Here is a 26,588-nt window from a genome sequence, read left to right on the forward strand (position 1 = left end):
GCGCGGTCGCCAGAGCTGGCAGTAAGGGGAGATGCATCACGCGCGGGCCTGTGTAGCGACTGGGAATCCCAGCTACCACCCCGGCAACGAAGGTGATGGACCGTCGGCCTGACGGAGTGTCGGCACCACCGCAGTGACGGGTTCCGCTGCGCTCCACCCGAACCCCTCCCTCATCCTCGAATCCGGCCGCTCGCGTTAACCAATACCCCGCCAGCATACACGCCAACTCTGCAACCGTGGTGGGCGGAATACGTCGATGCATCACCCGGCAAGCGAACACACAATGCGGTGATGCATCACAATATCTAGCTGTGTAGCGTTTGGGTCCCAGCCGCACCACCCAAACCCCCAGCGGGAGGGGAGTACTCCCCTCCCGCTGTTCCGGTTAGATCCTCGGGAAGAACACTCGGGAGGCTAGCGGGTGCCGGTAGATCTGGCCGAGGTATTCGGCCTGGAATGCGTTCCGGGCCGCGATTTCGTCGGCGCGGAGCGTTCCTACCCCCTTCTTCGTCTTCACGATGGCTCCGTCGATGATGCTGATTCCGGCTCCTCCGAGGTCGGAAAACAGGTTGGTGCGCAGGTGCAGGTAAACCTTGTCGTTCTGCTCGGCGATGGTGACGGCGTAGGCCAGATCGGCGAGCGGGTAGACGTGGGTACCACGGGACCGGTTGGAGCCCTTGCGGTCCGTCAGGATCTCCGGGCGGAGGGCCCGGAGGTAGTGGGCGAGGGTGGCGCGGGTCTCCGTGCGGAGGGGGACGCCGATTTCGTCCGCGTCGAATTCCCGGACCACGGGCCTTTCCCACAGGCCGGTGGTGCCGGTGGTGCAGGTGCGGATGATCTCGTCGTACGTCCGCCGCAGTTTGCGGTGGACGTAGACCAGATCGTCATGCAGTCCGGGGGCCGTGAGGCTTTCCCAGCCGTTCGGCAGGAGGAACTGGGCGGTCACGGTCGCCGTGGGCGTGGAGAGCGCCGGGACGGGCACGAGGACGCGGAGCGCATCCGGGTCCACGCAATCGGCGCTGAGGAGTGAGCCGAGGATGGATGCCTCTTCCACGATGCGGCGTGCTCGGGTGGTGGAGAGCTGTCCGGCCCTCACGGCCTCTTCCGCGACGGTGGCGCGCTCGCTCTTGGTGCGGCCCACGAGGTGGGCGTGGAACCGCTTTTCGCCCTGGATGGACTCGCGGTCCAGCGTCTTGGGGTCGTAGCTCCACGACACGACCGGGGTGAGGTCGTAGGCGCGGCAGTGGTCCGCGAAGCTGTCGGCCATGACGCCGAACGCCTTGCCGAACTCCGGGGAGTGGTCGTGCAGTCCCGGCCGGTGCGTGGTCCCGGCAGAGATCACCATGATTTCGTACAGGGCGTGGGGTGCGGCCTTGTTGGTGAGGGCGTACGCCTCGTCCGGCGAGATCGAGACGTGTCCGAGGACCGTGGTGCGGTCGTAGAGGTGAGTGACGGTCCGCAGGCGGCCGGTGCGGTTGACGTATCCCGGGTAGCCCTTTGCGGGCAGGGAGTCGAGGACGCGCAGGTTCATGCGGCGGTCTTCGAGGTGCTGCGGGAGCAGTGGACGGGCCACGGTGGGCCTTCCCTTCGCTTGGTTGACGTTGTGGCCGGTCGGGGTGTGCCGCCCCTTCCGACAAGAACAACATTACAGCAATTAGGACCACTCGTCTATGGAAAATGCCTGCTCAGGGGCGCTTTTACATGATCGTTTAACGGGCTGGGGGCTGGGGCCGGTGGTGTCCCGCCTCCCCCTGGCGCGGAGCGTCCGGGGGGACTACGTCCGGCGCAGCGCAGCGGAGAGGGGACGTCGCTTGCGACGGCACCGGACCGGACGGCCAACGCGAGGGCGCACAGCGCCCGGCCGAGAAGTCCGGCGGCGCGGAGCGCCGAGGGCTGGCGCGGAGCGGCTGCCCGGCCCGGACGACCGACAGGAGCGGCCCGGAGCGCAGCGGAGAGGCCCGACCGGACACGACAGCCCCAGCCCCCTCAGGGGCGTGAGCGCGCGGAGCGCGCGCCCCGGGCCGCGGAGCGGACCGGGCACGCCCCGGCTGGGGCGGGGAGCGCAGCGGACCGCCCCAGCCCCGGCGGGACACCACCGGCCCCAGCCCCCAGGAAGACACTCCACGCGCGCCCCAGCACACCCGAGCCGCTCTCCCCGCGCCGCGCCCCGGTATGCCCCGGCGCCCTTTCATCCCGTCACCGTCCGGCCACCACCACGCCCTACAGGCACGGCGCTGCGCGGGCCCCACCGTCAGGCGGGGCCAGGCCGGGCCGTCAGGCGCGGCTCAAGAGCCGCCGGGCTCTCCGCCGCCTACTGCTGCGGAGGCGCGCCCAACTCACCGCTGTCCGCGCACCGTTGACGCCCCGGCAGCCAGATTGCCTGGGAACTCCTGGTCGCGGTCGGCGGCCGGGCGGGATCGACCTCTGGAAGCATCACGGCGACGCCCCGGCCTCGCCGCGCCTGGCGCGCCCCGTGCACCCGTCGGCCGGCCGCGTCGGGCCTGCACGGCGGGGTGGCGCCGGGAGCCCGCGAGGGGCGTGCATCGAAGAATTCGGATTCGGTGAAACGAGAGGAAAAAGTCTTCGAAATCAAGGATAATTCGCTGCTGTTGCGGCATCGGATGAGCAGATAGGAATCCTTGGTGAAAAAGTTGGCTCTGTTCGGTCCCCCTGCGAGCGGGAAGTCGACGATCTCGCGAAAGCTGTCCGCTTCCCTGGGCCTCCCCCATACGGACCTTGACGAGATCCTGTTCACCGAGAACGGGACTCTCCCGCTCGATGAATTCCGTGACGAGGTCGACAGGATCACTCGCGGGGAATCGTGGGTGGTAGAGGGAAACTACTCCAAACTCGCGGATGTGGTCTGGCACCGGGCCGACGTGCTGGTCTGGCTCGACCTCCCGCTGTCTCTGGTCGTGTGCCGGATCGTGCACCGAAGCCTGCGCCAGCTCGCCGGTCTGGACTCGAGCGCGCAGGCGAAGCGGCTCACGTGGAAGCGTGCGTTCTTCGGCCGGCGCTCCCTGCTGCGCACCGCCGTCCGCAAGTACCGCAACAACCGCCCCCGGTATGCCCAGCAGGTCGCCGAGACGGCCGCTCTGGGTGTCCGTGTCGTACGGCTCCGCAGCGGGCGCGCGGCGGACGCGTGGCTTGCTCGGCAGCTCAGCGGACGGTGACCCTGGCACGGGGGGCTTGGCGGATCACCCTCGGGTGGGCTAGAATGCTGTAACGTTGAAAATGTCTATCATTGGGTGGATCACCCCCGGGAACGAGCGAAGCCGACGGAGGGTCACTCGAAGAGCGACCCGGCACACCGCCGGCTTCTACACAACATCAGACCCGGAAAGGAACCGGCCCTGCACGCCAACCATACAAGGCCGCAACCGCGGCGCAGCAGCCATCGAGGAGACGGTCCCATGATCCCCCGCAACCGGCCGGTCATCAACGAAGCCGACATCGCCCGCCGGGCCGGAGTTCCCCTGGCCACCTGGCGCCGCCGTGACGCCCCCGACTTCCGCAGCCACGTCCCCGGTCTGCTCCCCGACAGCCGCTCCCTGCTCTACGACCTCGCCCAGACCGAGGCCTATCTCGCAGGCAAGCCCGTCCCCTCGCTGCCCGCCGGCGAACACCCCGACGACCTCCTAACCGACAAGGAAGCGGCCGCGGAGCTCGGCATCAACCCCGGCACCGTCCGCGCCTACGCCGCCCAGGGCCACCTCTCCGGCGGCACCACCGTCTACGGCACTCGGCTGTGGCCCCGACGCGAGGTCAACGAACGCCGCGACAACCCACCCGGCCGGGGCAAGGGCGGCGGCCGCCGCGCCGGCGAACACCAGGGCCCCCGTAAAGCCCACCCCTACGACGGCGACCCACGCCTTCAGACAGCCACCGACGCCCTCGCCGCCGCGGCCAGCGCCCCCAAGAGCCGCATCGCCGCCGAGCTCGCCGCACAGCACGAAGGCACCCCCCGCACCTGGGAACGCCTCCTCACAACGGCCGCGGCACTCCAGGACAACATCCCCCACGCCCAGTCCAACGACGGGCACGAGACCCAGGCCTGAGGAACGCCCCCTTTCCGATGACGCGCCGCATTCCGCGAAAAGGAGAACACGGGAATGGCCGTGAAACTGCGTGACCACCAGATCGAGGCTGTTGCTGCCATTGTGCGCGGTCTCGATATCCCGCCGGGCGGCATTCCTTTCAATGGCCTGCGCGGGCAGGTGCACGCCGCGTGTGGCACGGGGAAGACCATTATTGCGGCGGCATCGGCAAAGCGGCTTGTGCCGAGGGGGCGCATTCTCGTTTTGGTGCCGACGCTGGATCTTCTGACGCAGACGGTGAAGGCGTGGCACGACGCCGGGCACAAGGGGCCGGCGGTTGCGGTGTGCTCGCTCCAGGACGACCCGGAGTTGTGGAGTCTGAAGGTGCGCTCCACCACGAACCCCGTGCAGCTGGCGCTGTGGCACGGCCAGGGGCCAGTCACCATCTACGCGACGTACGCCAGCCTGGGTGTCCTGGCTGAGGCTTTCGAGGGTGCCTACGGTCAGAAGCTTGATCCAGTAGGCCTCGCGGTCGTTGATGAGGCCCACCGGACTTCGGGCTCGATGGGCAAGGCGTGGGCGGACATCCACGACCAGACCGTCATCCCGGCGCACCGGCGGCTCTACCTGACGGCAACGCCACGGATCTGGCAGGAGCGGCCCAACTGGGAGGTCGCCGAAGGGGTGCGGGATGCGCTGCCGAAGGAGATGGCGGCCTCCATGGACGACGAGGCCGTGTTCGGCCCCGTCCTGTACAAGCTCAGCCTCGCGTCGGCGGTGTCCCGCGGGTTGCTTGCGCGATACCAGATCATCGTGCTGGAGCTCCAGGACCCCGTCGTCACCCCTGAGCGGCTGATGAGCGAGGAGCGGCGCAGCGAGGAAGTACGCGGGCAGCGGCTCGGGGCGCTCCAGGCCGCGCTCCTGCACACTATGAGCCAGCATCAGCTCCAGACGTGCATCACCTTCCACCACCGGACGATAGAGGCTCAGGCGTACGCGGAGGGCCTGGAGCGCGTCGCGGCCAAACTGCACGCCGACCAGCCCGAGACGTACCCCGCTCGGATCTGGGCGGACTGGCTGTGCGGCGAGCACGTCCCCGAGCGCCGGCGGGAAGTCCTCGGCTCGTTCGGGTCCACGGCGCAGCGGGCCGTGCTCTCGAACTGTCGCGTTTTGGGCGAGGGTGTCGATATTCGAAGCGTGGATTCGGTTGCCCTACTGGACCCCAAAGGGGCGCCGCACGACATCGTCCAGGCCATCGGCCGGGCGCTCCGTCAGAAGCCCGGACAGGGCAAGCTCGCCTCTCTGATCGTGCCGGTATTTCTCCAGCCCGGAGAAAAGCCGGAAGACATGTTCACCTCCGGCTCATACCGGCCCCTGGTGAAAGTATTGGAGGGCCTGCGGGCCCACGATGAAGAAGCCGTGGAACTGCTCGCGATTCCGCAGGAGCCTCAGAAGGACGTGGCGCAGCCGTCCGTGCATATCGGTGTCGCGCCAGAAGAGGGCGAGGAAGAATCCCGCTTGCTGCTCCGTTTTGCCGCCCCTAGGGATCCAGTGATGGTCGCAGACTGGGTCTCCTTCAACGTGATCGACACCGAACGCCAGGACTGGGCACGCGGCTGGGCGGCACTCAAGAAGTTCACTGAGCGCGTGGGGCACGCCCGAGTCCCCTACGGACACCGGGAGGGGGCGTTTCCCCTTGGACAGTGGAACGCAGAACAGCGAAGGGTGTACGGGGCCGGGCAGATGACCGGCCAGCGCGCAGCGCGGTTGGAGAAGCTCGGCATGGTCTGGTCGCTGGCCGATGAGCGGTTCCAGGAAAACCTCGAAGCCGCGAAGGCCTACTACGACCAGCACTGGACACTCTGCGCGCCCCGCTCCGCGACGATGCTGGACAAGCCGTTGGGGATGTGGCTCGCGAACTTGCGCCGCCCCGGCGCCCTCGACGGACACCCCGAGTGGAAGACGGCGCTGGAGGCCGTTGACGAGGACTGGAACCCCTCGTGGCCGGCGGAGTGGCAGCGGCACTACGCGGCCGTGCGGGAACTGCTGCGCGACGAAGAGGGCCAAGCCGATGTCCTGCCCGGCGTCACCGTCCACGGCATGGACATCGGCAGGTGGCTGGCCCGACAGCGCACCCCGTCGGTCTGGCAGGCCCTGGCGGACGGGCAGCGCGAACGCCTCGAGCAACTCGGCATCACGCCTCTGCCCCCGGAACCGGAGACGCCCGCAAAGCCATCCACGACACCCCCGGGAGCCTTCGAACGGGGCATCCAGGCCCTGGCTCAGTACAAGACCCGCACAGGCACTGTGACTGTCCCCCGGAGCCACATCGAACGGCTCGAGGACGGCACCGAAGTGAAGCTCGGGGTGTTCCTGTCCAACACCAAGAGCAGGCGCGTGAAACTGACCGCCGACAAACTCCAGCAACTCGCCAAACTCGGACTCAACTGGGCCGTAGCGTGACGCCTGAGGATTCCTGTGGTGTTCAGGATGTCCAGCAACGGCGTGTACGGGGTCTGGCACGATGGTCCCGATTTCGCAGGTAAGGGGGAGATGTGACGGGGCGAACCCAGGCATGGGTCGGTAGCGCGAGTTTTGTGGTGACCGCGGCCGTGATGGCGGTGTACCTGGCCACGGTGCCTCTGGAGAAGGCAGCCATGTGGGCCACCGTGCTGGGGCCGTTCTTGGCCCTCGCCTCCCTGGCTGCCACGGTGATCGGGATCTTGCGCGAACGCCGCGCTCCCAGCAGGCAGTCGGTGCGCAGCAGCGCTGTAGGCGGGGGAATCACTCAGGTCTCCGGGACGGGTGGGAACGTACGTATCACCCGCCGCGCTGTCCCGCCCCCAGGTCCCGTGTCTCCCGCAACGCCTTCCGGAACGGTGGCGCCGGAGGCCGACGGGCAGTCGGTGCGTGACACGAGTACGACGGGCCCGGTCGATCAGGTACAGAACACTGGCGGAGACGTCGACATCGAAGGCCCATGAGCGGCCCGGCCCACGGGCGCTGGTGGCCACCGTTTCGGCGTTCACGGGTCACGTCTGCTCCGGCGGCACCGCTGGTGCGGCGCCGCGGGCAGTGGGTAGCCAGCTCGGTGGTGCACGGGTCCGTGGTGCAGGTCGGTGAGACGACCGGCGACGTGAACATCGCGATCGGCGCCGAGCAGGCGTTGTATCAGGTGGATGCCTTTCCCTTCGGCCAACCCTCGCTGACGGTGGAACAGGCTCGCGCGCAACCGGCCCGACTGCTGCAGGCCCGCTACTCGGTGGCGGACTTCACCGGGCGCCTAGCCGAGCTGGAGCAGCTGGCCGCCTGGCGCGACGATACGAGCGCGGCCTCGATTCTGCTCCTGCACGGGCCGGGCGGGCAGGGCAAGACCCGGCTGGCCTCCCACTTCGCCCGCCTCAGCCGGGAGCGCGGCTGGCAGGTGCTCCAGGCCCGCCATGCCAGCGAACCCTCTCCATCCCCCGCAGGCCGGCCCGGCCCAGCGGCTGACGGCCCGAGGGAAGGCGGACCGAGGGCTGGGGTGCTGCTGGTGGTTGACTACGCCGAGCGCTGGCCGACAGCGGAACTGCTGACGATGATGACCGACGCGACGTTGCAGGAGCAGCAGGCCCGGGTGCTGCTCCTGGCTCGTCCCGCGGGTGTCTGGTGGCAGACCCTCGTCTACCGTCTGGATCGCCTTGATCTGCCCGCCGCCGCCCTGCCGCTGGGATCGCTCGCCGACGGCCCGAACACAGATCCCGAGACGTTGTTCACCGCTGCCCGAGACCGTTTCGCCGCCGCTCTGGATCTCCCTGGTGGCCAGAACGTCGCCCCGCCCAGGGCCCTGCGGGATGGTTCCGGGTTCCGGCAGGCTCTGTCCGTGCACATGGCCGCTCTCGCCGCTGTCGACGCCCACCGCAGTACGGCGCCCGCCCTGCTGGACACCCCGGAGCGGGTCTCCGCCTACCTGCTGACCCGTGAACGTGACCACTGGCAGACCCTGCACGCCAACGGCGGTGTGCGTACAACCGCCGAAACTCTCGCTCACGCCGTCTACACCGCCGCCCTGACCGGTGCGGTGTCCTACGACCACGGCCGGGACGCTCTCACAGCGAGCGGAACCTGCACCCCCGACCAGGCAGGCCAGGTCCTCACTGACCACGCTGTGTCCTACCCGACCGGCGCAGCAGACGCCGTCCTGGAACCTCTGCACCCCGACCGGCTTGCCGAGGACTTCCTCGCCCTGACCACCCCCGGCCACACCGTGGACAGCTACTCCGCTGACCCCTGGGCTGCCACGGCGCCCCAGCGTCTGCTCGCGGCCGCCGCCTCGTCTGCCGGACCGGGTGCCGCGGCGGAGCCGCCCGTATGGACTCGCACCGCCATCAACGCCCTGATCGCCGCCGCCGCCCGCTGGCCCCATCTCGCCGCCAGCCAGCTCGCCCCGCTACTCACCGCACATCCGCGGCTGATGCTCCATGCCGGCGGCGGCGCGCTGTCTGCCCTGGCCGACATAGAGCACCTGCCGGTGGAGGTCCTGGAAGCCGTCGACGCACAGCTGCCGGAAGGCCAGCACACCGACCTCGCCCCTGGCGCTGCTGCTGTGGCTGCCCGCCTCGCCCCCCACCGGCTCGCCGCCGCCAGCAACCTCGGCGAATACCTCCGGATCCTTCACACCCTCGAAGCCCGCCAGTGGTACGCCGGTCTGCGCTCCCAAGCCCTGGAATCCGGGCACCAGGTCGTCACTATCTGGCGAGGCCTCGCCCACAGCAACCCCGTCTACGAACCCGACCTGGCGCGCTCGCTGTCCAATCTTGGTCTCCATCTGGCAGCGGTCGGGCGATGGGAGGACGCTCTGGCCACCGAGCGAGAAGCCACCGGCATCCGGCGCCGCCTCGCCCAAGCCGATCCCGCCACCCACGAACTCGAGCTCGTGCAGTCGCTGATCAATCTCGGCCGCCATCTGGCAGAAACGGGGCACCCCTTGGAGGCTTTGGACACGACGGAACAGGCTGTAGAGCACTACGAGCGTCTCGCTCAGGCCGACCCCGCCGCCCACGAAGCTGGCCTCGCCACGGTGCTGCACAACCTCGGCGTTCAGCTGGCGGCGGTGGGACGGCATGAGGAGGCTCTGACCATCACCCAACGGGCCGTCGACATCCGTCGCCGCCTCGTCCAAGCGAGCCCCGCCACCCACGAGCCGGACCTCGCCGCCTCGCTTTCCAGCCTCGGCGCTCACCTAGCTGCAGCCGAGCAGCCGGCCGAAGCGCTGCGTGCCGAGCAGCAGGCTGTCGAGATATACGAGCGTCTTGCTCAGGACAATCCCGTCGCCTATGAAATCGACCTGGCCTCCTCGCTGAACATTCTCGGGATCCTGCTGGCGGCGGCCGGTCGGCATTCTGAGGCCTTGGCCGCTGCCCAACGGGCGGTCGGCATCCGCCGCCGCCTCGCCCGGACCAACCCCGCCGCCCATGAACCCGACCTCGCCGCCTCGTTGCACAATCTGGGCCCTCATCTAGCCGCCGCCGGGCAGCTGGGGCAGGCCCTGATCGTCACAGAAGAGGTCGTCGGCATCCGCCGCCGCCTCGCCCGGACCAACCCCGCCGCGTACGAGCCCAACCTCGCCCGGTCGCTGGCGACTTTTGCGCGAGTACGAGTTGAGGGAGGCCAGGACCTGCCCGCCGCACTGGAGGCGGTGCAGGAGTCGGCAGAGATCTTCCGCCGCCTCACGCAAGCGTTGCCTCTCGCATTCGACGACCGCTTGCGTGTGGTCCTAGATATCCAAGCCGACATCCTCGACCAGCTCGGCCGCACCGAAGAAGCCACCCGCATCCGCCCACCACGACTATGACCAAGCCGCTGGCGGCTTACTGCCGCGGTAACCAAGCGCGGCACGCCCCTGGCCGAGGCAACCTGTACCGGGACCGACGTGCCGTGGTGGAACGGCGGCGATCCACCAACCAGGAGTCGCTCGTGCTGGCGTCCAGCGGGCGCCCCCTGAGAGGGACTGCCTTGACCGGGCTGACGCCGCTTCACGTGGGGGTGTTCAATACGCTTTATGACAGGGTGGAGAAGAGCTGCGCTTATCGTTGCGGCAGTCTTATGCGCTTTGACAGCTGTCGGGCTGCTCGTTGTCGCGGTGGCGGTGGATCTGAGCACCGCTGATCAGCTTTCGAGTGTCGTGGGCGCGATCGTCGGCCTGACGGGTCTGGCTCTGTCGGTATGGGCGCTGTGGCGTTCAGGTTCTGCCGCCGCGGTGGAAGCTGGTCCGGGAGCGGTGGCCGCCGGGGGGAACATCGGTCTCGCGATCGCGGGCAGCAACAACCGCCTGGCTGCGCCCGGCGCTCCCTCTGTCACCCCGGCCAGTGGCCCGGTTAACCGGAGTGTCAAGGCTACGGGGACGGGCAGTGTCGCGGCTGGCGAGAGTATCGGTGAGGTCATCACCGGAGACGGGAACGACGCGTGAGTCCGCCTCCTGTCTGGGCACGCCGGCAGGATGGCGATGAAGACCGCAACGAGTCTGGCGAGCCGCGGGTCAGCGTCACCAAGGGCGGGCTGGGAGCCGGTCGCGACATCGGCATAGGGATCGTCGGCGACAACAACACCATTCATCTGCCGCCCGACGCCGCATCAGTATCCGACACCGCTGATATCTCCGGACGCCTCATCAGCGAGTGCGATCCGTTGGCCTTGGAAGTCCATCACGCAATCCATGGCCGCCACCTTCGCCCTGAGGCCAAGCCGGGTGAACAGCAAGCAGCACCAGTGTCCGTCTCGGCGGCGTTGCCGATGTACGTTCCGCGTCGGCACGATGCGCAGCTGCTGAAGATTGTCGAGGCTTGCGCCAGCGGTGAAAGCAAGATGGCTGTCTTGGTGGGAGGGTCGTCAACCGGAAAGACACGGGCCTGCTGGGAAGCCGTTCAGTTGCTGGCCCCGCATGGGTGGCGCTTGTGGCATCCCTTCGATCCCACACGAGCCGACGCTGCCCTCGAAGGCCTCTCCCGTATCGGGCCCCGCACTGTGGTGTGGCTGAACGAGGCGCAGCACTACCTGGCCGCTCCGCAGATCGGTGAGCGCATCGCTGCTGGCCTGCGCACCCTGCTTTCCGATGCGGATCGCGGTCCCGTACTGGTTCTTGGCACTCTGTGGCCGGAGTACTGGGATGAGCTCACCGCCCTTCCAAGCGGCAAGGAAAGCACGGCTCATGCTCAGGTCAGAGAGCTGCTAACCGGCCGGGAGATACGCGTGCCGGACTCCTTCGACAGCGACGATCTGAAGCTTTTGCGGGCGAGCGCACGTTGGGACGAGCGTCTTGCGGTGGCGCATATGCGGGCCTCGGGCGGGCGTGTCGCGCAGTTTCTTGCAGGTGCGCCGGAATTGCTACGCCGCTACCAGCACGCCCCGGTGGTTCCCAAGGCTGTGCTTTCAGCCGCCATGGACGCCCGGCGGCTGGGATGCGGCATCTATCTTCCTCTCAACTTTCTTGAACACGCTGCTGCCGGCTACCTGACAGACGAGGAGTTCGACGCGGCGGGAGACGACTGGCTTGAGCAGGCCCTCGCCTATGCGGCGCGACCGGTCCACGGAAACATCACCCCTCTGCGAAGGGTACGGACACGGCCTGGCCGCAAGGCTCCCGACAACGGCCCCGTCTACCGGCTCGCCGACTATCTGGAGCAGCACGGTCAGCAAGAGCGCCGCGAGGCCTGCCCGCCGGAATCCTTCTGGCTCGCCGTTCACGACCACATCACAGCAGAGTCCGACATCCGGGCGGCAGCACAGGCTGCGCGAGCCCGCTGGCGGCTGCGGCACAGCGGGCTGCTTGCCTCGAAGATCTCCGCTCCTGGGGCTGGCTCAGCGCGTTCCGTCCTGCGTCCGCAGGACTGGCTCGCAGCAAGAGTCGCCGAACTCCAGGCCCGACTGGAACGGGAGGGCGGATCCGTCGTCATACGCCCTTCTGCCATCCCGGCCTCTCCGCCACAGCCGACCATCCTTCCCCGGAGCCCGACACGGGTATTGAAGGACTGGGAGCGAGCTCGAGTGTGCATCCGCTACAAGCGCTTCGCCGAGGCCGAGTCGATCATCTCACGCAGTGAAGAATTCTCCTTCTCCACCACCTTGCTGAACGAACTCATCCAGGCCATGTTCGCGGAGGAGCTCGTCGAGGACGCACTGCGCGTAGTCAGGAGCAAATGCATCCGAGAAGGCAGCATCCAGCATGCCTCCCTGCTCGTATCAACTCTCTATCAGGTCAGCCAGGTCAGACCTCGTGGCGGCGACGGCCTCTTGGACGAGGCGGAAAGGTATGCGTTAAAGGCTGCACAGCAAGGAAGCGATAACCCCTTGATCTTTCTCGTTGAAGAGCTCGATGCAGCCGGGCGAACCGCAGACGCTGAGCGCCTCGCTCGTAGCTCCCCGACTTCATCACCCCTTCGACGCCTGGCCGAGCTCCACATACAGCGCCAGCAGTACACCGAAGCAGAGGCTTACGCTGAACTCGCAGTGCGCCGGGGAAGCCCCATGACTTATTCCCAGCTCGCCCGCTCTCGGGCGTCGCAAGGGGACCTGGCAGAGGCAATTCGCCTCGCTGTCGTAGCCGGCGACCACGGTGATGTAGAGGCGCTGAGCAAACTGTCCCAGTTCCTCGAACAAACCGGGCGCCACCGCGATGCCGAGCACGTTGCCGTTGAAGCCACTCGCAGAGGCGACGTAGACGCCCTGGCTCGGCTCGGTTACATCAAAGAGCGACACGGTCTTCGTAACGAAGCCGAGCGACTGGTACGGCTGGCCGCAACCGCCGGCAGTCGCCACGCCCTGAACGTACTAGCCCAGATGCGTCTCGATTCCGGGCTACGTACTGACGCCGAACGCCTCGCCCTTCTGGCAGCCAATCGAGGCGCCAGCGCAGGCCAACAATCACCTGCGATCTGGCAAGCCCTCTGGCCATCTGGACTGGAACCGGATGGAACCCCGACCACTCCCCCATAAAAGGAAGCGCGCCGGGACGCTGCAGGCCAGCGTCAAGATCGGCATGTTGGGTCCACCGGGTTTGACCATGTGTCACCTGGGGCTGCGTGCGACATAGCCTGGCCCATCGGCCATTCGCATGGGCGGGCATAAAGCGGTCCGGAAGATCGACCCCTTTCCCCCAGTGCGAACCGACGACATGCGGCTCGCAGGGTGACGCAATGCGCGGAACAGACGGGCCCTAGCACGATAGTTGTCGTTAACCTCCCACCCCGACCTGGCCTTTCTTGAAGCACTGAGCACGATATCTGTCGCCGAATTCGCATCGTTGTTGACGTGTTCCGTGCTTTTTGCAGGCAAGTTGGCCGCAAGCAGGCACCCAGCCCGAGAAGCGGGCAAGGTCAGGACCGCGCGGTCCGGAACGCGAGATACCGGCTGAAGGCTTCGTGGCTGTCGGGGGTGAAGCGCCACTCCAGCAGGGCCGACCGCAGCTCCGGCTCGGTCAGCCAGCCATGCCAGGCGACCTCATCAGGATCGGCGGCCACGGCGTCCGGCACCACGGCTTCGTGCACGCCGAGCCAGTGAGGGCTCAAACCGCTGCGGTTGAGGAACGTGAACAGCAAGCGCGGCAGCACACGGATGCCCAGCTCTTCGGCCAGCTCCCGCGCAGCGGCCTGTTCATAGGACTCACCGACATCCACGGCGCCACCGACCACGACCTCGTAGAGCCCGGGGAAGCGCGACAGCTGCTCCGACCGCCGGTGAACGAGGATCCGCCCACGCTCATCACGACACATCGTCACGGCGACCCGGTGCAGCCAACCCTCCCGGATGGCCTGCCGGCGGCTGACCACCACCCCCAGCACACGATCTTGATCGTCGACACGCTCCACCAGCTCATCCACGACGCACACCCTGGCAGAGCTCACCGACAACGCCGCTTCTCGGAGCCCCGTGGAGGCCGACCCAGGAGAACCTGCACCAGGAGGCCGGACGCGGATGACGACAGTTGTCGTGCAAATACGACACCTATCGTGCTCAGGCTCAACAGAGTCAGCGGGCCGATCGGCCGCCACGGGTTCGCCGGCGGTCGCGCTGTGACGGGCTCCCAGTCTGGGAACGCTTGATCTGCTCAGGGATCTTGGGGCGTTCCTGGAAGGTGAACTCGGTGGCGAGCGCGAGGGGCATGCAGTTCGCGCTGTGGCAGCGCCTTCTCCAGTCGCACGCATGACCTCCTACTGACTGCCGCACGCGGCCCAGGCCGAGCTCTACGAGGTAGACCGCTCGATCGTGTCTGGGGCGATCCGCGAGGTCTGCCCCGTTTCTGGCGACCCCGCGGCGCGGGTGGCATACCGCGTCTCGGCATGCGTCAGCGAACTGCCGTTTCCGTGTCGCCGGCTGCGGCCCCACCTGCGGGCGTCGGCTCGCTTTGCTGCTCGGAGGCCAGAGCGTGCAGGCTGATGGTCTCGCCGCAGACGATGTACGTGTTCAACGCGCAGAGGTTGGCGATCTCGATCGCGACCTTCGCGTGAACCGCCTTGTTCGTCATCTTGTCGATGGCAGTGAACCGCTCGTACAGGCCCGCGACGATGGCATCGATGAGCGCCCGATCGGAGTCGCTGCTGACCGTCTGCTTGATGAACACGGACAGGCGATTGCGGTGTTTCGAGTCATCGAGGACCAGTCCATCTGCGGACGGTTCGTCACGGGCCGGGAACACGTGGTCAACGACGGCTTTGAGGATGCGGCGGCACGTGGTGATCGCCTGGGACAACTCTTCGGTGACGTCACGATCGGGTGCGCTGTCGGCTGCCTCCTGGAGCCGGCGGTAGACGGCGCTGAACTGCTGGAGCAGATCCGGCACTCCGTCGCCAAGCAGTGCGTCGACCTTGACGCGGTAGCCGTCGAAGATGGACTCGTTGATGGTGCTGTAGTCGAGTCGGCGCTCCCAGGAACACAGCAGGGCGAACGTCAAGTGCCGGGTCCGGGCAAGGATCCGCGTCGTCCGCTGGCGAGTATTCAGGTCGGTCTCGTAATCGACCCTCTCGCCACTCTCCTTTAGATCTCCAAGTTGGTTGTCCCAGAACTCCAGCTCAGCAAGCGAGTGGGAGTCGATGTTGTCGCTGCCCTCGATCTTGCGGTCATTCATCCACGCCTTGAGGGCTTGCTCTGCGGGCCCCGTCATCGACCCCCAGGTCGATGGATCTTCCATGAGCATGCGGGAGATCTCGCCGTTCGTCTCTCGGTCCCCGCCCATGGTCTTGAGATCGAGCGAAAGCCGAACCGCGTACTTGGTGTCGCCCACCAGGTTCGCGATGCGCACAGCACGACGGACCGCCACTTCCAACGGCGTGTCGTCGAACTCGTCCAGTGCCTTCCGGACGAGCCGCAAAACGTGATCGCTTGTTTCCATAGCAGAAGCCTAGGGATCCCGGCACGGCGAACGCACCGAATTCCACGGGCGCTGCCCACAGCCTGTTCGTCCCGGCCGTCACTCCGTTCTGGTGTCGACCGCACCGGTGCGTTTCGGTGCGGTGCCGGTGTGGTCGGCGCGCGCCTTCGCCGGTGCGGCGGCTCTCAGAACGTTGTGACGGTCGGAGCCTGCCGGAATCCGGCGGCGATCTCATGGTGGCGTGCGGGCACCGTGTTGGGGCCGACACGGACGTAGAACTCCGGCCGCTGTCCGACGCGGTAGGCGTACATCTGGCCCCCGCCGGAGATTTCGATAGCCAAGATCTTCTTGCCATCGTGGTCGATCACGCGTGTCTCGTAGGACGGCACCGGCTCCAGGTTGTCCCGAATCATGCCCACGACCTGGAGAACCTGCTTGTCGACGGTCGGCTTCTCGGGCAGGCCCACGATCTGCAGGTCGTCGCGGACGCCGATCAGTACGGTGCCGCCGTCCTGCGATGCGAAGGCAGCGATGGTCTTGAGCATCTTCTTCCGTGATTCACCCTCCGGGACCTCCTGTTTGCACTCCAGGTGCTGTCCCTCTCCGTTCGCCAGGAGGATGTCCAGCTCCGGTCCGGGCTGCTCCCAGACGACCGAGGCATCGCGGGCGCGCCCGTACGTGGGAGCCGGGAAGCTGCGCCAGTCCAGCCACTGGTCCTCGCGGCGGAGCATCAGCAGGCTGTCGTGCGCGAGTCCGTTGGGCAACGCGAAGCGGTAGGCGTCGGCGCCGTGGACGGACTGGCGCTCGTTGTCCGCCGCCCAACTCAGCTCGAGTACCGCGCCGTCCAGGGCCTCGCCGTCGACGACGGCCGCCAGCAGGTCGGGCCCGATGGTGATCTGCGAAAGCCAGCCCGCACGCTGCGGCAGGACGATACGCCACAGGTCCGAGCGGCCCGCGTTGCTGTCGTGGGGGCGCTGGTGGAGGAAGGCGCTGAGGGCCTGGTCGAAGTTCAGGAAAGAGGGGCCGTCCCCGACTAGCAGGTCGTGGCCGGGCTGGGGAGTGTTGGCGTCCCGGTTGATGGTCCACTCGGTGCGCGGCCACGGCGTGGTCACCCGGTCCCACTCTTGCTGGCCGCGCAGCCGAGAGGTGGAGGCGCTGGTGGGCGGCGGGCCGGGGGCGACGACGTGGAGGCCGTGGACATCCTGTTCGTCGCCCCGCAGCAGCGCGGCGATCGTCGGGCCGGGCAGGCGCAGTTCCAGGAAGCTCGCCGTGCTGTAGCGCCAGGCTCGCTCCGTCAATGGGGCGTCGTCGTCCAAGGTGACCTGACCATGGTGCAGTCGCCACTGTTGTGCATCCGCGACCAGTGCCAGCCGGGTGTTCACGGCGGCGCGCTCGCTGAGCATCGCCACCAATGCGGCCATCTCCGTCTGCCCATTGTTCGCCATGACCGGCTCCCCTCTCCCAGTAGCGTGTGGAGCCGAATCCGGCGCATCGTCACGGCCCGTGCTCCCGAGCAGGCTACGCCGGGGGTGGGTGAGCCGGGGCCCGGCAGTGGCGGCACGGACGGCGCCTGGTCTCCTGCTGACGCGAGACGCTCGCTTCACTGACACGGGGCGGACCAGCCACTGACACGAGAGCGGGACATCTGCTGTTGCAGCCGAGGCGGTGGCTGAGGACGGCGAGGCCGGCGGCCGCTGCGCGGTGTTGGTAGGTGCGCAGTCCGGGGGCGCCAGGGGGTGCGGGCCTGCGGGCGTTGCGGTGCCAGTGGCCGGTGAGCGCGGCAAGGAACGCGGTGGTGGTCTCGGCGCCGAACTCCTGCGCGACACCGTGCTCCCTCGTCCCTCAGAGCCCTCCAACAGAGGTCGAGCGAGTCCCCACCTGCGCTTACTAGTTCATGGAGCCTACAGACCGTACGGGTCGCGTTTGTTGCCCTGGATGCGCAGCATGATCACGGTCCGGGGGCGGGGGTCGCCGGCCGGCCCGGGGACGGTGCGGACGTGGACGCAGGCCGGTACTGCGGCGAGGCCGTCGGGTTTGTCGGTGAGGTCGAGGACGACGAGAAAGTTCACGGGTGGCCCGTTGACCTGGTAGGAGATGGCCTGGGGCAGGAAGGCGCTTGTGTAGCCGTCCCACGTAGGGGTCTTCCAGTCACGTTTGAGTTCGAGGGTGATGAGTTCGTCGTGGGGGCGCCATCCGATGTCGACGCGTCCAGCACCGACGTTGTTGACTTCCAGGTCTACGCGCAGGCCTTGGCCGCGGAGGAAGTCGCGCAGGTCCCGGCCGAGTTCCTTCTCAAGTGGTTTGTCTTCGTCCTTTTTGAGTTGGCGTAGGTACTTGCGTGCGTCGCCGCCGAACTTCTGGGTTTCGTTCAGCCGTAGGTCCAGGAAGCGCAGCAGGTAGAGCACCATGCGGTCGATGTCGGCGGCGAACTGACCGGTGTAGCCGTCGGGACACTGCTGGCGGAGCTCGGCTCGGGTTGTTCGGTAGGCGGTGGCGATTGCGGGGATCTCGTCAACGGGCTCCTGGGCTTGCCGTGCTTCCCACATCGCTGACAGGCGTTGGGTGAGTTCGGGAGCTGAGGTGAGGAAGCCGGTCAGGCGGTCGGCGTCGGCTGGGTGGAGAGGGAGCCCGGCGAGCGCGGTCGCCGGGCGTTCAGATTTTGGGCGGGGGTCTCCCCTTTCGGCGATCAGTGCCTCACGGAGGGCGGCGGCCTGCTCACGGACGATCGGTGTCGTGGGGTCCTGGTCGGTGTCCTGTGCGGTGCTCAGCTCGTCCAGCCACTGGTTGAGCAGAGCGAGTCCGCCCTCATGTGCGAGCAGGGTCTGTTCGACACGCGGGGCCAGGACGGCGTGCAATCCGGTGGCGGATGGGTGGAGGGGGCTGGTGGGCAGCGCACCGTCGGCTGAGGCGAGCAGGTCCAGGCTGCGGTGGGCGGCGTAGACGGCGACCAGGTCGCTTATGACGGCGGCGGCGTGCAGCCAGGCGCCGGGGCGGTCAGCTTCCTGTGCCCGGTTGAGGGTGTCCAGCAGGTGTTGCCATGCGTTGAGGGTGTCCAGGCGAGGGGTGCGCCAGCTGGGTGGCAGGCGGAAAAGGTTCAGACGGATGTCCAGGATCTCGTCTTGGAGTTGGCGGAGGGTGTCGTCGGAGATGATGCCGCCTGAGCTGTAGGTGAGAACAGCGTCGAGGGCGGTGCCGAATGCGGCGGCGTCGGAGCGTTCTTCGTCGCAGTAGGCGTCCCGCAGGTACTCGCGGGCCTTCAGCAGCAGGGGGCGGGCGTGGTCGAGGGTGTCTGTGGTGAAGGCTTGGCGGAGGGTGAGCATGCCGAGTTCGAAGGCGGCGTCGTCGGCCACGTCGTCGTGGTTGAGGAACTCCTCGAGCAGTGGGGAGATCTCGGGGGCGGGGAAGTGTTCGGCGAGCGCGCCGGCGACGCGGACAGCGCGGCCAGCGAAGTCGTCGTCGATGCGGGGCAGTTCTCTGCGCATCCGGCGAAGCCGGTCCAGCAGCCCATAGTGCGTGGCTGCGTCCGCGAGGATGAGGCGGGCGCATGCTTCCAGGGCGATGCCGCCCAGAAGGTCGAGCCGGGTGCGGCTGGTATCTAGCCACGCGTCGGCGAGGTCTTCGCCTAGAAGGCGGACTGCGTCGGTGTGCGCGAGGAGGGTCGTGACGACGTCTTCGAGGAGCAGCGGGTCATCGGGGGCTTCCGCGGCGGCGAGGAGGAAGTCCTGGCCGCGCTGGCTTTCGAGCACGATGGTGTCCTCGCACACCAGGTTCAGCAGGGCAGGTAGGTCGTCGTGGTCCAGCAGCAGGTCTCGGGCGTCGGTCAGTAGGGCTGGTCCGCCGAGGTCGGCCAGGGTGGGCAGGGGTGTGCCGGTGTGCCGGGCGTCCGTAAGTGGCTGCAGAGGGTCATATCCGGGGTCGGGCATCGGTTGCCTCCTTCCGGCCGCCGGCGTGGTGTACGGACCTGGGGTCTAGCTGGGTGGGTGGAGTCCGGCGCCGGCTTTGCTGCGGCCGGTCCGTGTGGTCACCACAGGCGCTCCCCGGCGGGGGCGAGTCGAAGCTGCCCCGTGGGGATGATGGAGGCGACGTCCTGGCCGCGGGCAGTGGCGATGATGACTTGCAGTTCGGGTGCCATGTCGGTGAGTGTCACCAGGTCCTGCACCATGAGTCGCAGATCGGTGCTGTCGACTTCTTCGGCTCCGGGGGAGTCGATGATCAGCAGTCCGGGGTGTCGGCCGACACCGCTGCGGATGCCGTGTCGCAGCAGGGCGGTCGTGGTGACGATCTTCAGTCGTAGTTGTTCGCCTTCGGTCACGGATCCGTAGGAGTGCTGCTGGCCGCCTTTCCACACGGCCAGGGTGGCTCCGGTGCCCAGTTCGACGCGCTGGAGCATCTCCAGGCCAAGGGCGCGGCCCATGGTGACGATGTCCTTCTCGATGGCCTTAAGGACTTCCTTGAGTGCCGCGGTGCGGCGGGCGTGCGCGGTCTTCTCCGCGGCTTTGAGAACGTCGTTGGCCTGTTCGAGGGGGGCGATGTCGACTGCGGCGTCGAGGTCGGCGAAGCGGCCTTTGCGTTCGGAGACCGCTCCCTCCAGGCGGGCCACGGCCAGTTCCGCGGCGCGCCGCTCGGCGATGCCGGGATCGCGCAGGGCGCTGTTCAGCGCGTTCTCGGCCTGGGCGACGGCTTCGGCCGTGCGGATGGCACGCCGCTGGGATGCTCCCAGGCCGCTGGCGGCCTCTTCCACTGCCTGTTGTACGCCGGCCAGTTCCTGGCGCAGGCTCTCCGGGTCCGCGCCCTCGTCCTCATGGTCTGTGGCGTCGGCCTGGTGGGCCGGGTCGGGCAGGTGAGAAGTACATAGGGAGCACTGTCCCTCCTGTTCCTTGGCCCACTGCTCCTTGGAAACTTTCGTATCGCAGCGTGGGCAGACGGTCGGCATCAGCGTGTGGAAGAACGCTTTGGCCAGGGCCGCCTCCTGGGCGGCCTGCATGGCCGAGGCGAGGCTGTATCGCTGCTCCTCGAGCATGTCGTGGCGCGAGCGGGCCGCGGCCAGTTCCCGTTGCGCGTCGGCTGCTTCCTGGGTGGCTGCGGCCAGCGCCCGGTAGGTCGCGGTGAGATCGCCGGCGGCCTGCTGTTGCTCAGGCAGCGCGTCCAGGCGGGCGCGTTCGGTGTCCAGTTTGCGGCTGAGTTCTCCCAGTTGGGCGCGGCGGGCTTCGGCGTCGGCGGTGGCCCGCTGCCGGGCGGCGGACAACTGGGCCGCCACCACCTTCTGGGCCACGGCCGCGGAAACCATCGTGGATGCCCAGGGGGCACCGAGGAAGAGTTCCAGCAGCCTGGTAGGCAGCGCGTTCTTCGACTCGTTGCCCAGCAGTTGCCCGAGGCCTTTGCGGTTGATGTGCAAGCCGCTGGCGTAGGAGGGCCAGGACAGCTCGCCAGTGACCGGCAACGCCTCAACCTCCCCGCGCGGCTTTTGCTGCGTGCGCAGTGGCTCCAGTCCGAGGCGTTCCATCATGAAGGCGTCCATCGACTCCTCGAACGCCTTCACACCGTCGAAGGACACCAGCACTACCCCGGTCTGCTGGGAGGCTACGGTTCCGGCCGGGATGCCGTCGGTCACCGTCATCTCCACCACGAGAGGCTCGTCGTCCAGGAGAAACTGGGTGCGCACGCGGTGCAGCCAGCTGCGTACGTCACGCTGGAGGCCGCTGCGGCCCCGCAGGCACCATAAGACGATCTCAAGGACGCTGGACTTGCCGGCCTCGTTCTTGCCCGTGGAGGCCAGGCACCACACTCCGGGCCCGGGCTTCCAGTGGAAGCGGAACGGTACCCCGGCGGGATCCGTCATCTCGTGGCCGTCCGGCACGGGGCGCGTGCCTTCGAACTCCACTTCGGTCACCTGGAGTCGGTGGGGACGGGGCAGCGCCGTGTGCGCCCGCACGCCGTGTTCTGTCAGGACTTCGCGCACCACTTCGGCGGGTTGCCCGGAGCGCGCGGCGACCTCCTCCAGCCATGCCTCGACAGGCCCGGCAGTGTCGTCTTCCACGTCGTCGATGTCGTCGCTCACGCTGCGAGTCCCTCCCGTGCCAGTGCCGCCGCCAGACGTTCCCGCACCCGGGGCGTGATCCCGCCGATCAGCTGACGCTCCGGGGTGTCGGCGTACTCGTCATGCCCGTACTGCAACACCTTCAGCTGGCCCCCCGACATACCTTGTGCCGCCATCGCGACGTAGGCGGTCTGCTGGTCGTACCAGGCCAGCAGCGGCTCCGCGGCACGCATCCGTTCCGCCTGGGCCGCCCCCGCCTCCAGCAGGTAGTAGTCACGGCGCCGGACGTACTCGTCCGACGTCCGCCCGGACCGCCGGATCGCGATCAACTCCAGATGCCGCAGCACACTGAGCGCGTTGTTGAGCTGCTCGAACGCCCCATGCCGACCGCGCAGCATCCGATAGGTGTGCAGCTCAGGCTCCCGCTCCTCCAACACCGCCCGCGCATCCAGCAACCGCTCACGCGGCAGCCGACCCTCCTCACACCCCGAGATGATCACATTCGCCAGATAGTCCGGATTGCGTACCAAGAAGTCGAGCTTCTGCAGCTTGCGCTCCGCATGGATCACACGAACCGCCGACTCCGGGACGCCTTCGCCGGCCTCGCACTCGTCACCCAGCCGATCAAGGATGAAGAGCATCCGCACCGCCGTCTGACCAGCAGTCGGTAAAGCGATCCCGACCACCCCCCTTTACAAACCCACGCCCCCAGCACGCCGCACGTTCAGTTCCCGCACGCATACGTGCCGTGACCATACAGCCGCAACATCGACTTGGGGAGCCGTCCGACGGCCTGACGACTCAAGCACCCATCACGCCCGCGCACCCGCCGTAGCATCGTGAATGCCTTCCCACCCCTTCCGGCGTGCCAAGGCCAGGGCTGGCCAGTCCAGGTCGGTGGTGCCGACGGCAGCGCGGGGTCGGTTGCGTGCCCAGCGCTTCAAATCGCCGACGCGGTAGAGGGGTCCGGCGCCGCGCCAGCCCGCCAAGGGTCGGGAAATACCGGCGCGACGGGGCGTCTCAGTCCGTACCGTTTGCCTCTGGATGAGCGTTTCAATTCATACTGAGTGAGGGCAAGTTGAGCGATCCAGAAGGCGTCGTCGTCGCGGTCTCGACCGCCGCGGTCACAACGATCGGCGCTGTTCCCGGCCTGATGCAGCGGATCCGGCCGGAGTGGCAGGCGAAGAACTTGATCGAGCGCGTGCGACGCATCCTGCCGGTGGATCCGAGTAGCGCCTGTCAGCGTCTGTTCAACGCCGCCGTCCGAGATCTCCGGGACAAGATCCTCATCGTGGGTGTCGGCATCGCCAGCGAGGCCGCCAAGACGGCCAAGCCGAAGCTCCCGCCGATCGAGAACGCCGAGCACGTCGAGAACTACTCGACTGCCTACTTGATCAGGCTTGCCTACCGTATTGGACTCCTCAACCGCGCTGAGTGGCGGAAGATGACGAGGGTGTACGACATCCGCAAGGACCTCGAACACGAGGACTCCGAGTACGAGGCCGGCTTCGAGGATGTCGTATACACCTTCGCAACGTGCATCGACGCTGTCCTGTCGAAGGACCCGATCACGTTGATCGAGGTAGGTCAAGCAGATCATCGAAGCCACTGGCCCCATCACACCGGACAGTGGCCTTCTGACCGACTTCGAGCACGCCCCGGACCAGCGCCAGGAGGAGATCGTCCAAATCCTCGTCAGCACCGCTCTCAGCAACTCCGAAGTCGATGTCGTTCGCGAAAACGCCTACCTGATGCTGCAGGAGTTGAACGAGCGGACTCGAAACGGTGTACGCCTGGCCGTCGCCAAGAACCTGCTGACCAAGCTCGGCCGTGACCCCCTGGACGAGCTCACCGTGCGCGTGGCCCACGCTGCCGGGCTCCTGCCCTACTTCAGCAAGGGGCAACGCAAGGATTTCTTCGCAAGGCAGCTCGACAAGCTCACGGGCATCGGCCACCGGTGGACGAACCACGAGGAACACAGCCCCGCACTGCGGCTGTTCGAGGAGTTCGGCGGCCTCGATCCGGTTCCCGACGACATCAAGCCCGGGATCGTCAAGTGGATGGTGCTCTGCTACGTCGGCGAACCGGGTGGGTACGGCGCCGGCATCAACCGAAAGGTCTTCTACAGCAACCGCGCCGCCCCCATCATCAAGCAACTCTTCCTGGACAACCGCGGCGGCATCCAGAACATCGTTGAAGATCTTCAGCGTGATTCGGCTGTCCGTCGCGCGTGTGGAGACGAACACGTGAACCGCCGCTTCCAGGATCTGCTCGACATCGTCAGCAGCTGATCGCGAGACCGTCCCCCTGCGGCGGTACCGGACACGCCATGAGCCCTCGGAGAACGCATCTGTTTCCCCGGGGCCCGTGGCACGCGGCCTTTCGTCGGTGACCCGTGGTGTCTGGGGAGGAGTTCTGAGTGCGGTGCGGCCCCGGCCGTACTGCGTCCCGTCACGGGGACCGGGGCCTACCCCGCACACTCCATTCCGGTGCAGGCCGGAATGGAGCCTAGTCCGTCCAAGTAGGCGGAAGTCTCAAGTTGATCAAACGGCCCATTGCGGTGAGGCAGATCAGAACTATGCGGAGAACTTACGTCGCGCGCTTCTTGATGGTCCTCGAGTCAGCCCCGCAGGGCGCCTCCGGCCGGGTGGACGGTCTTGGGGTGCTTGGAGCCGCGTCGACCGTCAGTGAGCGCGGCCAGCAGTTCGGCGGGCTCGGGCTGCTGACTCTCGCTGTGGTAGCGGATGCCGTCGCCCTCCGGCGGGGTACCGGTCTCCTTGCCGATCGGGTGACGCCTGCTGACGGCGGTACGCCAGCCATAGCGCTCGTCCCACACAAGGGCGGGCGAGCCTGATCCGCTCAGCAGCACGGCCGCGGCGAGCACATCGCCGTCCAGGCGCTGCACCCGGACGTCCTGCGCGTCGGCCAGGCCTGCGCCGACCAGGACGTCGGCGACGCGCTGCAGGTACGGCTGTACCCGTCGGGCGCGTAGTTCGGCGGCGGCGCTCACAAGGGCCGTGCGCTGCACCGCGGTCGGGTAGCCGAGACGGGCGGCGGCCTCCTCGGGGCTCAGGTCCGGTTCGGCCTGCAGCAGGTCGGCGATCCGCTCCCCGCGCAGTCGCGGCAGTGCACGCGCGGCCGCAGCGTAGGACAGGCCGACGCGCTCCTGGACCGTTGCGAGGGTCACCGCCGGGTCCTCGTCGAGTAGCTCGCCTACCCGGGCGGAGATCTCGTCCCGCGGCACCATGTCCCCGCTGCCCTTGGGCCGGCCCTTGGGTCCGGCGTCTGCGCCGGCTTCCTTGCCCGTGCGGAAGGCCTGCACGATGCCGCGCGGGCAGTGCTCCACACGCCTGACCTTGGTCAAGTGGGGGGCGATCTGGGGGTGTGTCTTGTAGTCGTCCCAGGTCTTGGGGCTGACGCCCAGCTCGGCGGCGGCCTCGTTACGGTCGAGGAGGTCCTGCTCGTCGTCCTCCTGCGGCAGTTCGGGGACGGGGCGGCCTGCCAGATGGGCAGCGGTCTGCTCGCTGTCCCACAACTTCACCCGCGCCCCTTCGGAGCTGATCAGAGGCGGGAAGTCCTCGTTGGCGTAAGGCCTCTTGTTGCGGAAAGTACCGATCGTCACACCCATGGCGGCGGCGAGCTCTTCGCTGCTCTGGGCGAATTTCCGGCGTCCGGCGCGGATCATCAGTCTCTCCTGGTCGGCTGTACAGGGCGGCGTTGCGGGCGAGGGCGGGGCGGTTTGTGCGCTGTCTGTGAACTCCTTGATGACGGTGATGTCTTCGGGCCGGAGCGCTTGCCATAACCACCGACGAAAGAAAATTACCGGACTTACGTCATCGCGAGCAAGGAAGCGTCTCTCGCGCCTGTCACACCGTTACACTCGAAGACGGCCACGTCCGTGCGGGTCTCGTCCTGGACGGTGTGTGTCTTCGGTTGGCCGGCGCCCTTGCCACCCGCCTCAGCGGATTGGGCGTCGGCCGCATTCCTTTTGCGCGGTCGGCCGACTGCCCTGCAGGTAGATGCCCCGCCGACGGGGGAACGACGGGGCAGGACCAGTGTCGCAGGCCCGGTCCCGCTCTGGGCGGCAGGCGCCGACGTGAGGTCTTCGCGTTGGCCGAATCGCCTGCCCGATCAGCCGTCTTGCTGCCGACCGAGGATGGCAACGAGGCGGCGGCGCTGCTGCTCTTCCTCGGCCATGACCTGGGCAAGCGTCTCCCGGTCGACGTACGCGTCGACGGCCTCCAGGACCAGGCGCTTGAGTTCGGCAGGCTCCAGCGCTTCGACTTCCCACGAGACGGGGCGGTCGAGGGCGAAGCCATGGCGGCGGGCGAACCCGGGCCAGCGCGGGTCGTCCCGCTTCCCCTCGGCCGGCGGCAGTCGGTATTCGCGAACCTGCCCGTCCGTCAGCAGCACCCGCTCCACCCGCTCCCAGCAGTCCGTGCGCTCCACCCAGTCCCGCTCGATGTCCGAGCCGCTGGCGTCGAAGTCGCCTATGTAGAGCAGCGCTGCAGGGCGGGAGTCGCTGCGTACGCGTTCGCGGACGACGTCGGCGTAGGACTGGCTGCCGAATCCGCGTACCACCAGGACGGGGATGCCGTACTCGGCGAGCCACCCGGTCAGCAGCTGGCGCAGGGTGTCCTTCTCGGCCGCCACGTACAGCGCCCACTCCTGCCCACGGGTGCGGTCGAGGCGGAACCATTGGGGCATGTCTGCCACGAACGCCGCGGCGTCCGGCCAGGCCGGCGGGACGTGGACTTCGCGGATCGTGTCGATGAGGCCCGGGAAGAGCCCGTCACGGCGGGCCTGGGCGAGCCGGGAGGACAACCTGCGGTAGTGGGGAGCGGTGTTCGGCAAGAGTCCCGCGCCGACCAGGCGGTACATGACCTGCCGCACGGTGACTCCGCCGTCATAGCCATCGACGATGTCCCGGGCCCGGTCAATGATGTCCTGCCACTTGATGCGCGCACTCATCGAGTACATGTACCTATCACAGCCGCCCATGGTCAACACCGTTTCTCCGAGTACCGGGCTGCCAGCTGGCTAGCGGTACATTACTGAAACGGGGCGCCCCGTGCCCACGGGCTGGTTGCCACGCTCGGCGGAGGAGTCGGTCGGCGCTCGGGTGACGCACGCTCCACGCGCGTCCCATGGGCCGTCCATGCCATGCGCCGAG

Annotated in this window: 17 protein-coding genes; 7 read left to right on the forward strand and 10 right to left on the reverse strand. The window is 67.8% G+C overall.

From position 1 onward, the window contains the following. Nucleotides 1-385 precede the first annotated feature (385 nt). A complete protein-coding gene (locus OG199_RS43625; RefSeq protein ID WP_331727656.1) occupies nt 386-1,573 on the reverse strand; it encodes a hypothetical protein in 1,188 nt (395 codons plus the stop codon). Between the two features lie 1,069 nt (nt 1,574-2,642). On the opposite strand from OG199_RS43625, the gene OG199_RS43630 reads away from it, so the two are divergent. The 6 genes from OG199_RS43630 (at nt 2,643) to OG199_RS43655 (ending at nt 13,007) form a co-directional block, all read left to right on the forward strand. Beyond that, nucleotides 2,643-3,173 carry an adenylate kinase gene (locus OG199_RS43630; RefSeq protein ID WP_331728558.1) on the forward strand — a complete coding sequence of 177 codons (531 nt, stop codon included), beginning with the start codon at nt 2,643-2,645 and terminating at the stop codon, nt 3,171-3,173. A gap of 240 nt (nt 3,174-3,413) precedes the next feature. Continuing rightward, nucleotides 3,414-4,058, forward strand: coding sequence for a helix-turn-helix domain-containing protein (locus tag OG199_RS43635; protein WP_331727657.1), 645 nt, complete (start codon nt 3,414-3,416; stop codon nt 4,056-4,058). Between the two features lie 54 nt (nt 4,059-4,112). Next, nucleotides 4,113-6,500: a Helicase associated domain protein gene (locus OG199_RS43640; protein ID WP_331727658.1), complete on the forward strand. Its 2,388-nt coding sequence runs from the start codon at nt 4,113-4,115 to the stop codon at nt 6,498-6,500. Nucleotides 6,501-7,143: 643 nt separating this feature from the next. Then, a complete protein-coding gene (locus tag OG199_RS43645; RefSeq protein WP_331727661.1) occupies nt 7,144-9,870 on the forward strand; it encodes a tetratricopeptide repeat protein in 2,727 nt (908 codons plus the stop codon). Nucleotides 9,871-10,128: 258 nt separating this feature from the next. Then, nucleotides 10,129-10,485, forward strand: coding sequence for a hypothetical protein (locus OG199_RS43650; protein ID WP_331727663.1), 357 nt, complete (start codon nt 10,129-10,131; stop codon nt 10,483-10,485). After that, a complete protein-coding gene (locus tag OG199_RS43655) occupies nt 10,482-13,007 on the forward strand; it encodes a transcriptional regulator (RefSeq protein ID WP_331727666.1) in 2,526 nt (841 codons plus the stop codon). The genes OG199_RS43650 and OG199_RS43655 overlap by 4 nt, the downstream gene beginning before the upstream one ends. A 380-nt stretch (nt 13,008-13,387) precedes the next feature. Here OG199_RS43655 and OG199_RS43660 read toward each other — a convergent pair whose 3' ends face one another. The 7 genes from OG199_RS43660 to OG199_RS43690 form a co-directional block, all read right to left on the reverse strand. Beyond that, nucleotides 13,388-13,891 (reverse strand): NUDIX domain-containing protein, encoded by a 504-nt coding sequence (locus tag OG199_RS43660; RefSeq protein WP_405834883.1) that lies wholly within the window; start codon nt 13,889-13,891, stop codon nt 13,388-13,390. A 464-nt stretch (nt 13,892-14,355) separates the two neighbouring features. After that, the gene (locus OG199_RS43665; protein ID WP_331727672.1) at nt 14,356-15,399 is read right to left on the reverse strand and encodes a hypothetical protein; all 1,044 of its coding nucleotides are present in this window, start codon (nt 15,397-15,399) and stop codon (nt 14,356-14,358) included. A gap of 164 nt (nt 15,400-15,563) precedes the next feature. After that, nucleotides 15,564-16,823, reverse strand: coding sequence for an ATP-binding protein (locus tag OG199_RS43670; RefSeq protein WP_331727675.1), 1,260 nt, complete (start codon nt 16,821-16,823; stop codon nt 15,564-15,566). Nucleotides 16,824-17,279: 456 nt separating this feature from the next. Continuing rightward, the gene (locus OG199_RS43675; RefSeq protein ID WP_331727678.1) at nt 17,280-19,301 is read right to left on the reverse strand and encodes a hypothetical protein; all 2,022 of its coding nucleotides are present in this window, start codon (nt 19,299-19,301) and stop codon (nt 17,280-17,282) included. A 98-nt stretch (nt 19,302-19,399) separates the two neighbouring features. After that, nucleotides 19,400-21,436, reverse strand: coding sequence for a hypothetical protein (locus OG199_RS43680; RefSeq protein WP_331727681.1), 2,037 nt, complete (start codon nt 21,434-21,436; stop codon nt 19,400-19,402). Then, entirely contained in the window at nt 21,433-22,056 is a 624-nt protein-coding gene (locus OG199_RS43685; protein ID WP_331727684.1) for a hypothetical protein, read from the reverse strand. The genes OG199_RS43680 and OG199_RS43685 overlap by 4 nt, the downstream gene beginning before the upstream one ends. Before the next feature lie 299 nt (nt 22,057-22,355). Beyond that, on the reverse strand, nt 22,356-23,024 hold the full coding sequence (locus OG199_RS43690) for a hypothetical protein (RefSeq protein WP_405834886.1): 669 nt from the start codon (nt 23,022-23,024) through the stop codon (nt 22,356-22,358). A gap of 142 nt (nt 23,025-23,166) precedes the next feature. On the opposite strand from OG199_RS43690, the gene OG199_RS43695 reads away from it, so the two are divergent. Next, nucleotides 23,167-23,706, forward strand: coding sequence for a hypothetical protein (locus OG199_RS43695; RefSeq protein WP_331727689.1), 540 nt, complete (start codon nt 23,167-23,169; stop codon nt 23,704-23,706). Between the two features lie 329 nt (nt 23,707-24,035). Here OG199_RS43695 and OG199_RS43700 read toward each other — a convergent pair whose 3' ends face one another. Together OG199_RS43700 and OG199_RS43705 are read right to left on the reverse strand one after the other, a co-directional pair. Next, nucleotides 24,036-25,100, reverse strand: coding sequence for a hypothetical protein (locus OG199_RS43700; protein WP_331727692.1), 1,065 nt, complete (start codon nt 25,098-25,100; stop codon nt 24,036-24,038). A gap of 446 nt (nt 25,101-25,546) precedes the next feature. Then, complete coding sequence (locus OG199_RS43705; protein ID WP_405834887.1) at nt 25,547-26,386, reverse strand: hypothetical protein; 840 nt, start codon at nt 26,384-26,386, stop codon at nt 25,547-25,549. Nucleotides 26,387-26,588: the final 202 nt, after the last annotated feature.

This window comes from Streptomyces sp. NBC_01176, assembly GCF_045039825.1.
Classification (GTDB): Bacteria; Actinomycetota; Actinomycetes; order Streptomycetales; family Streptomycetaceae; genus Streptomyces.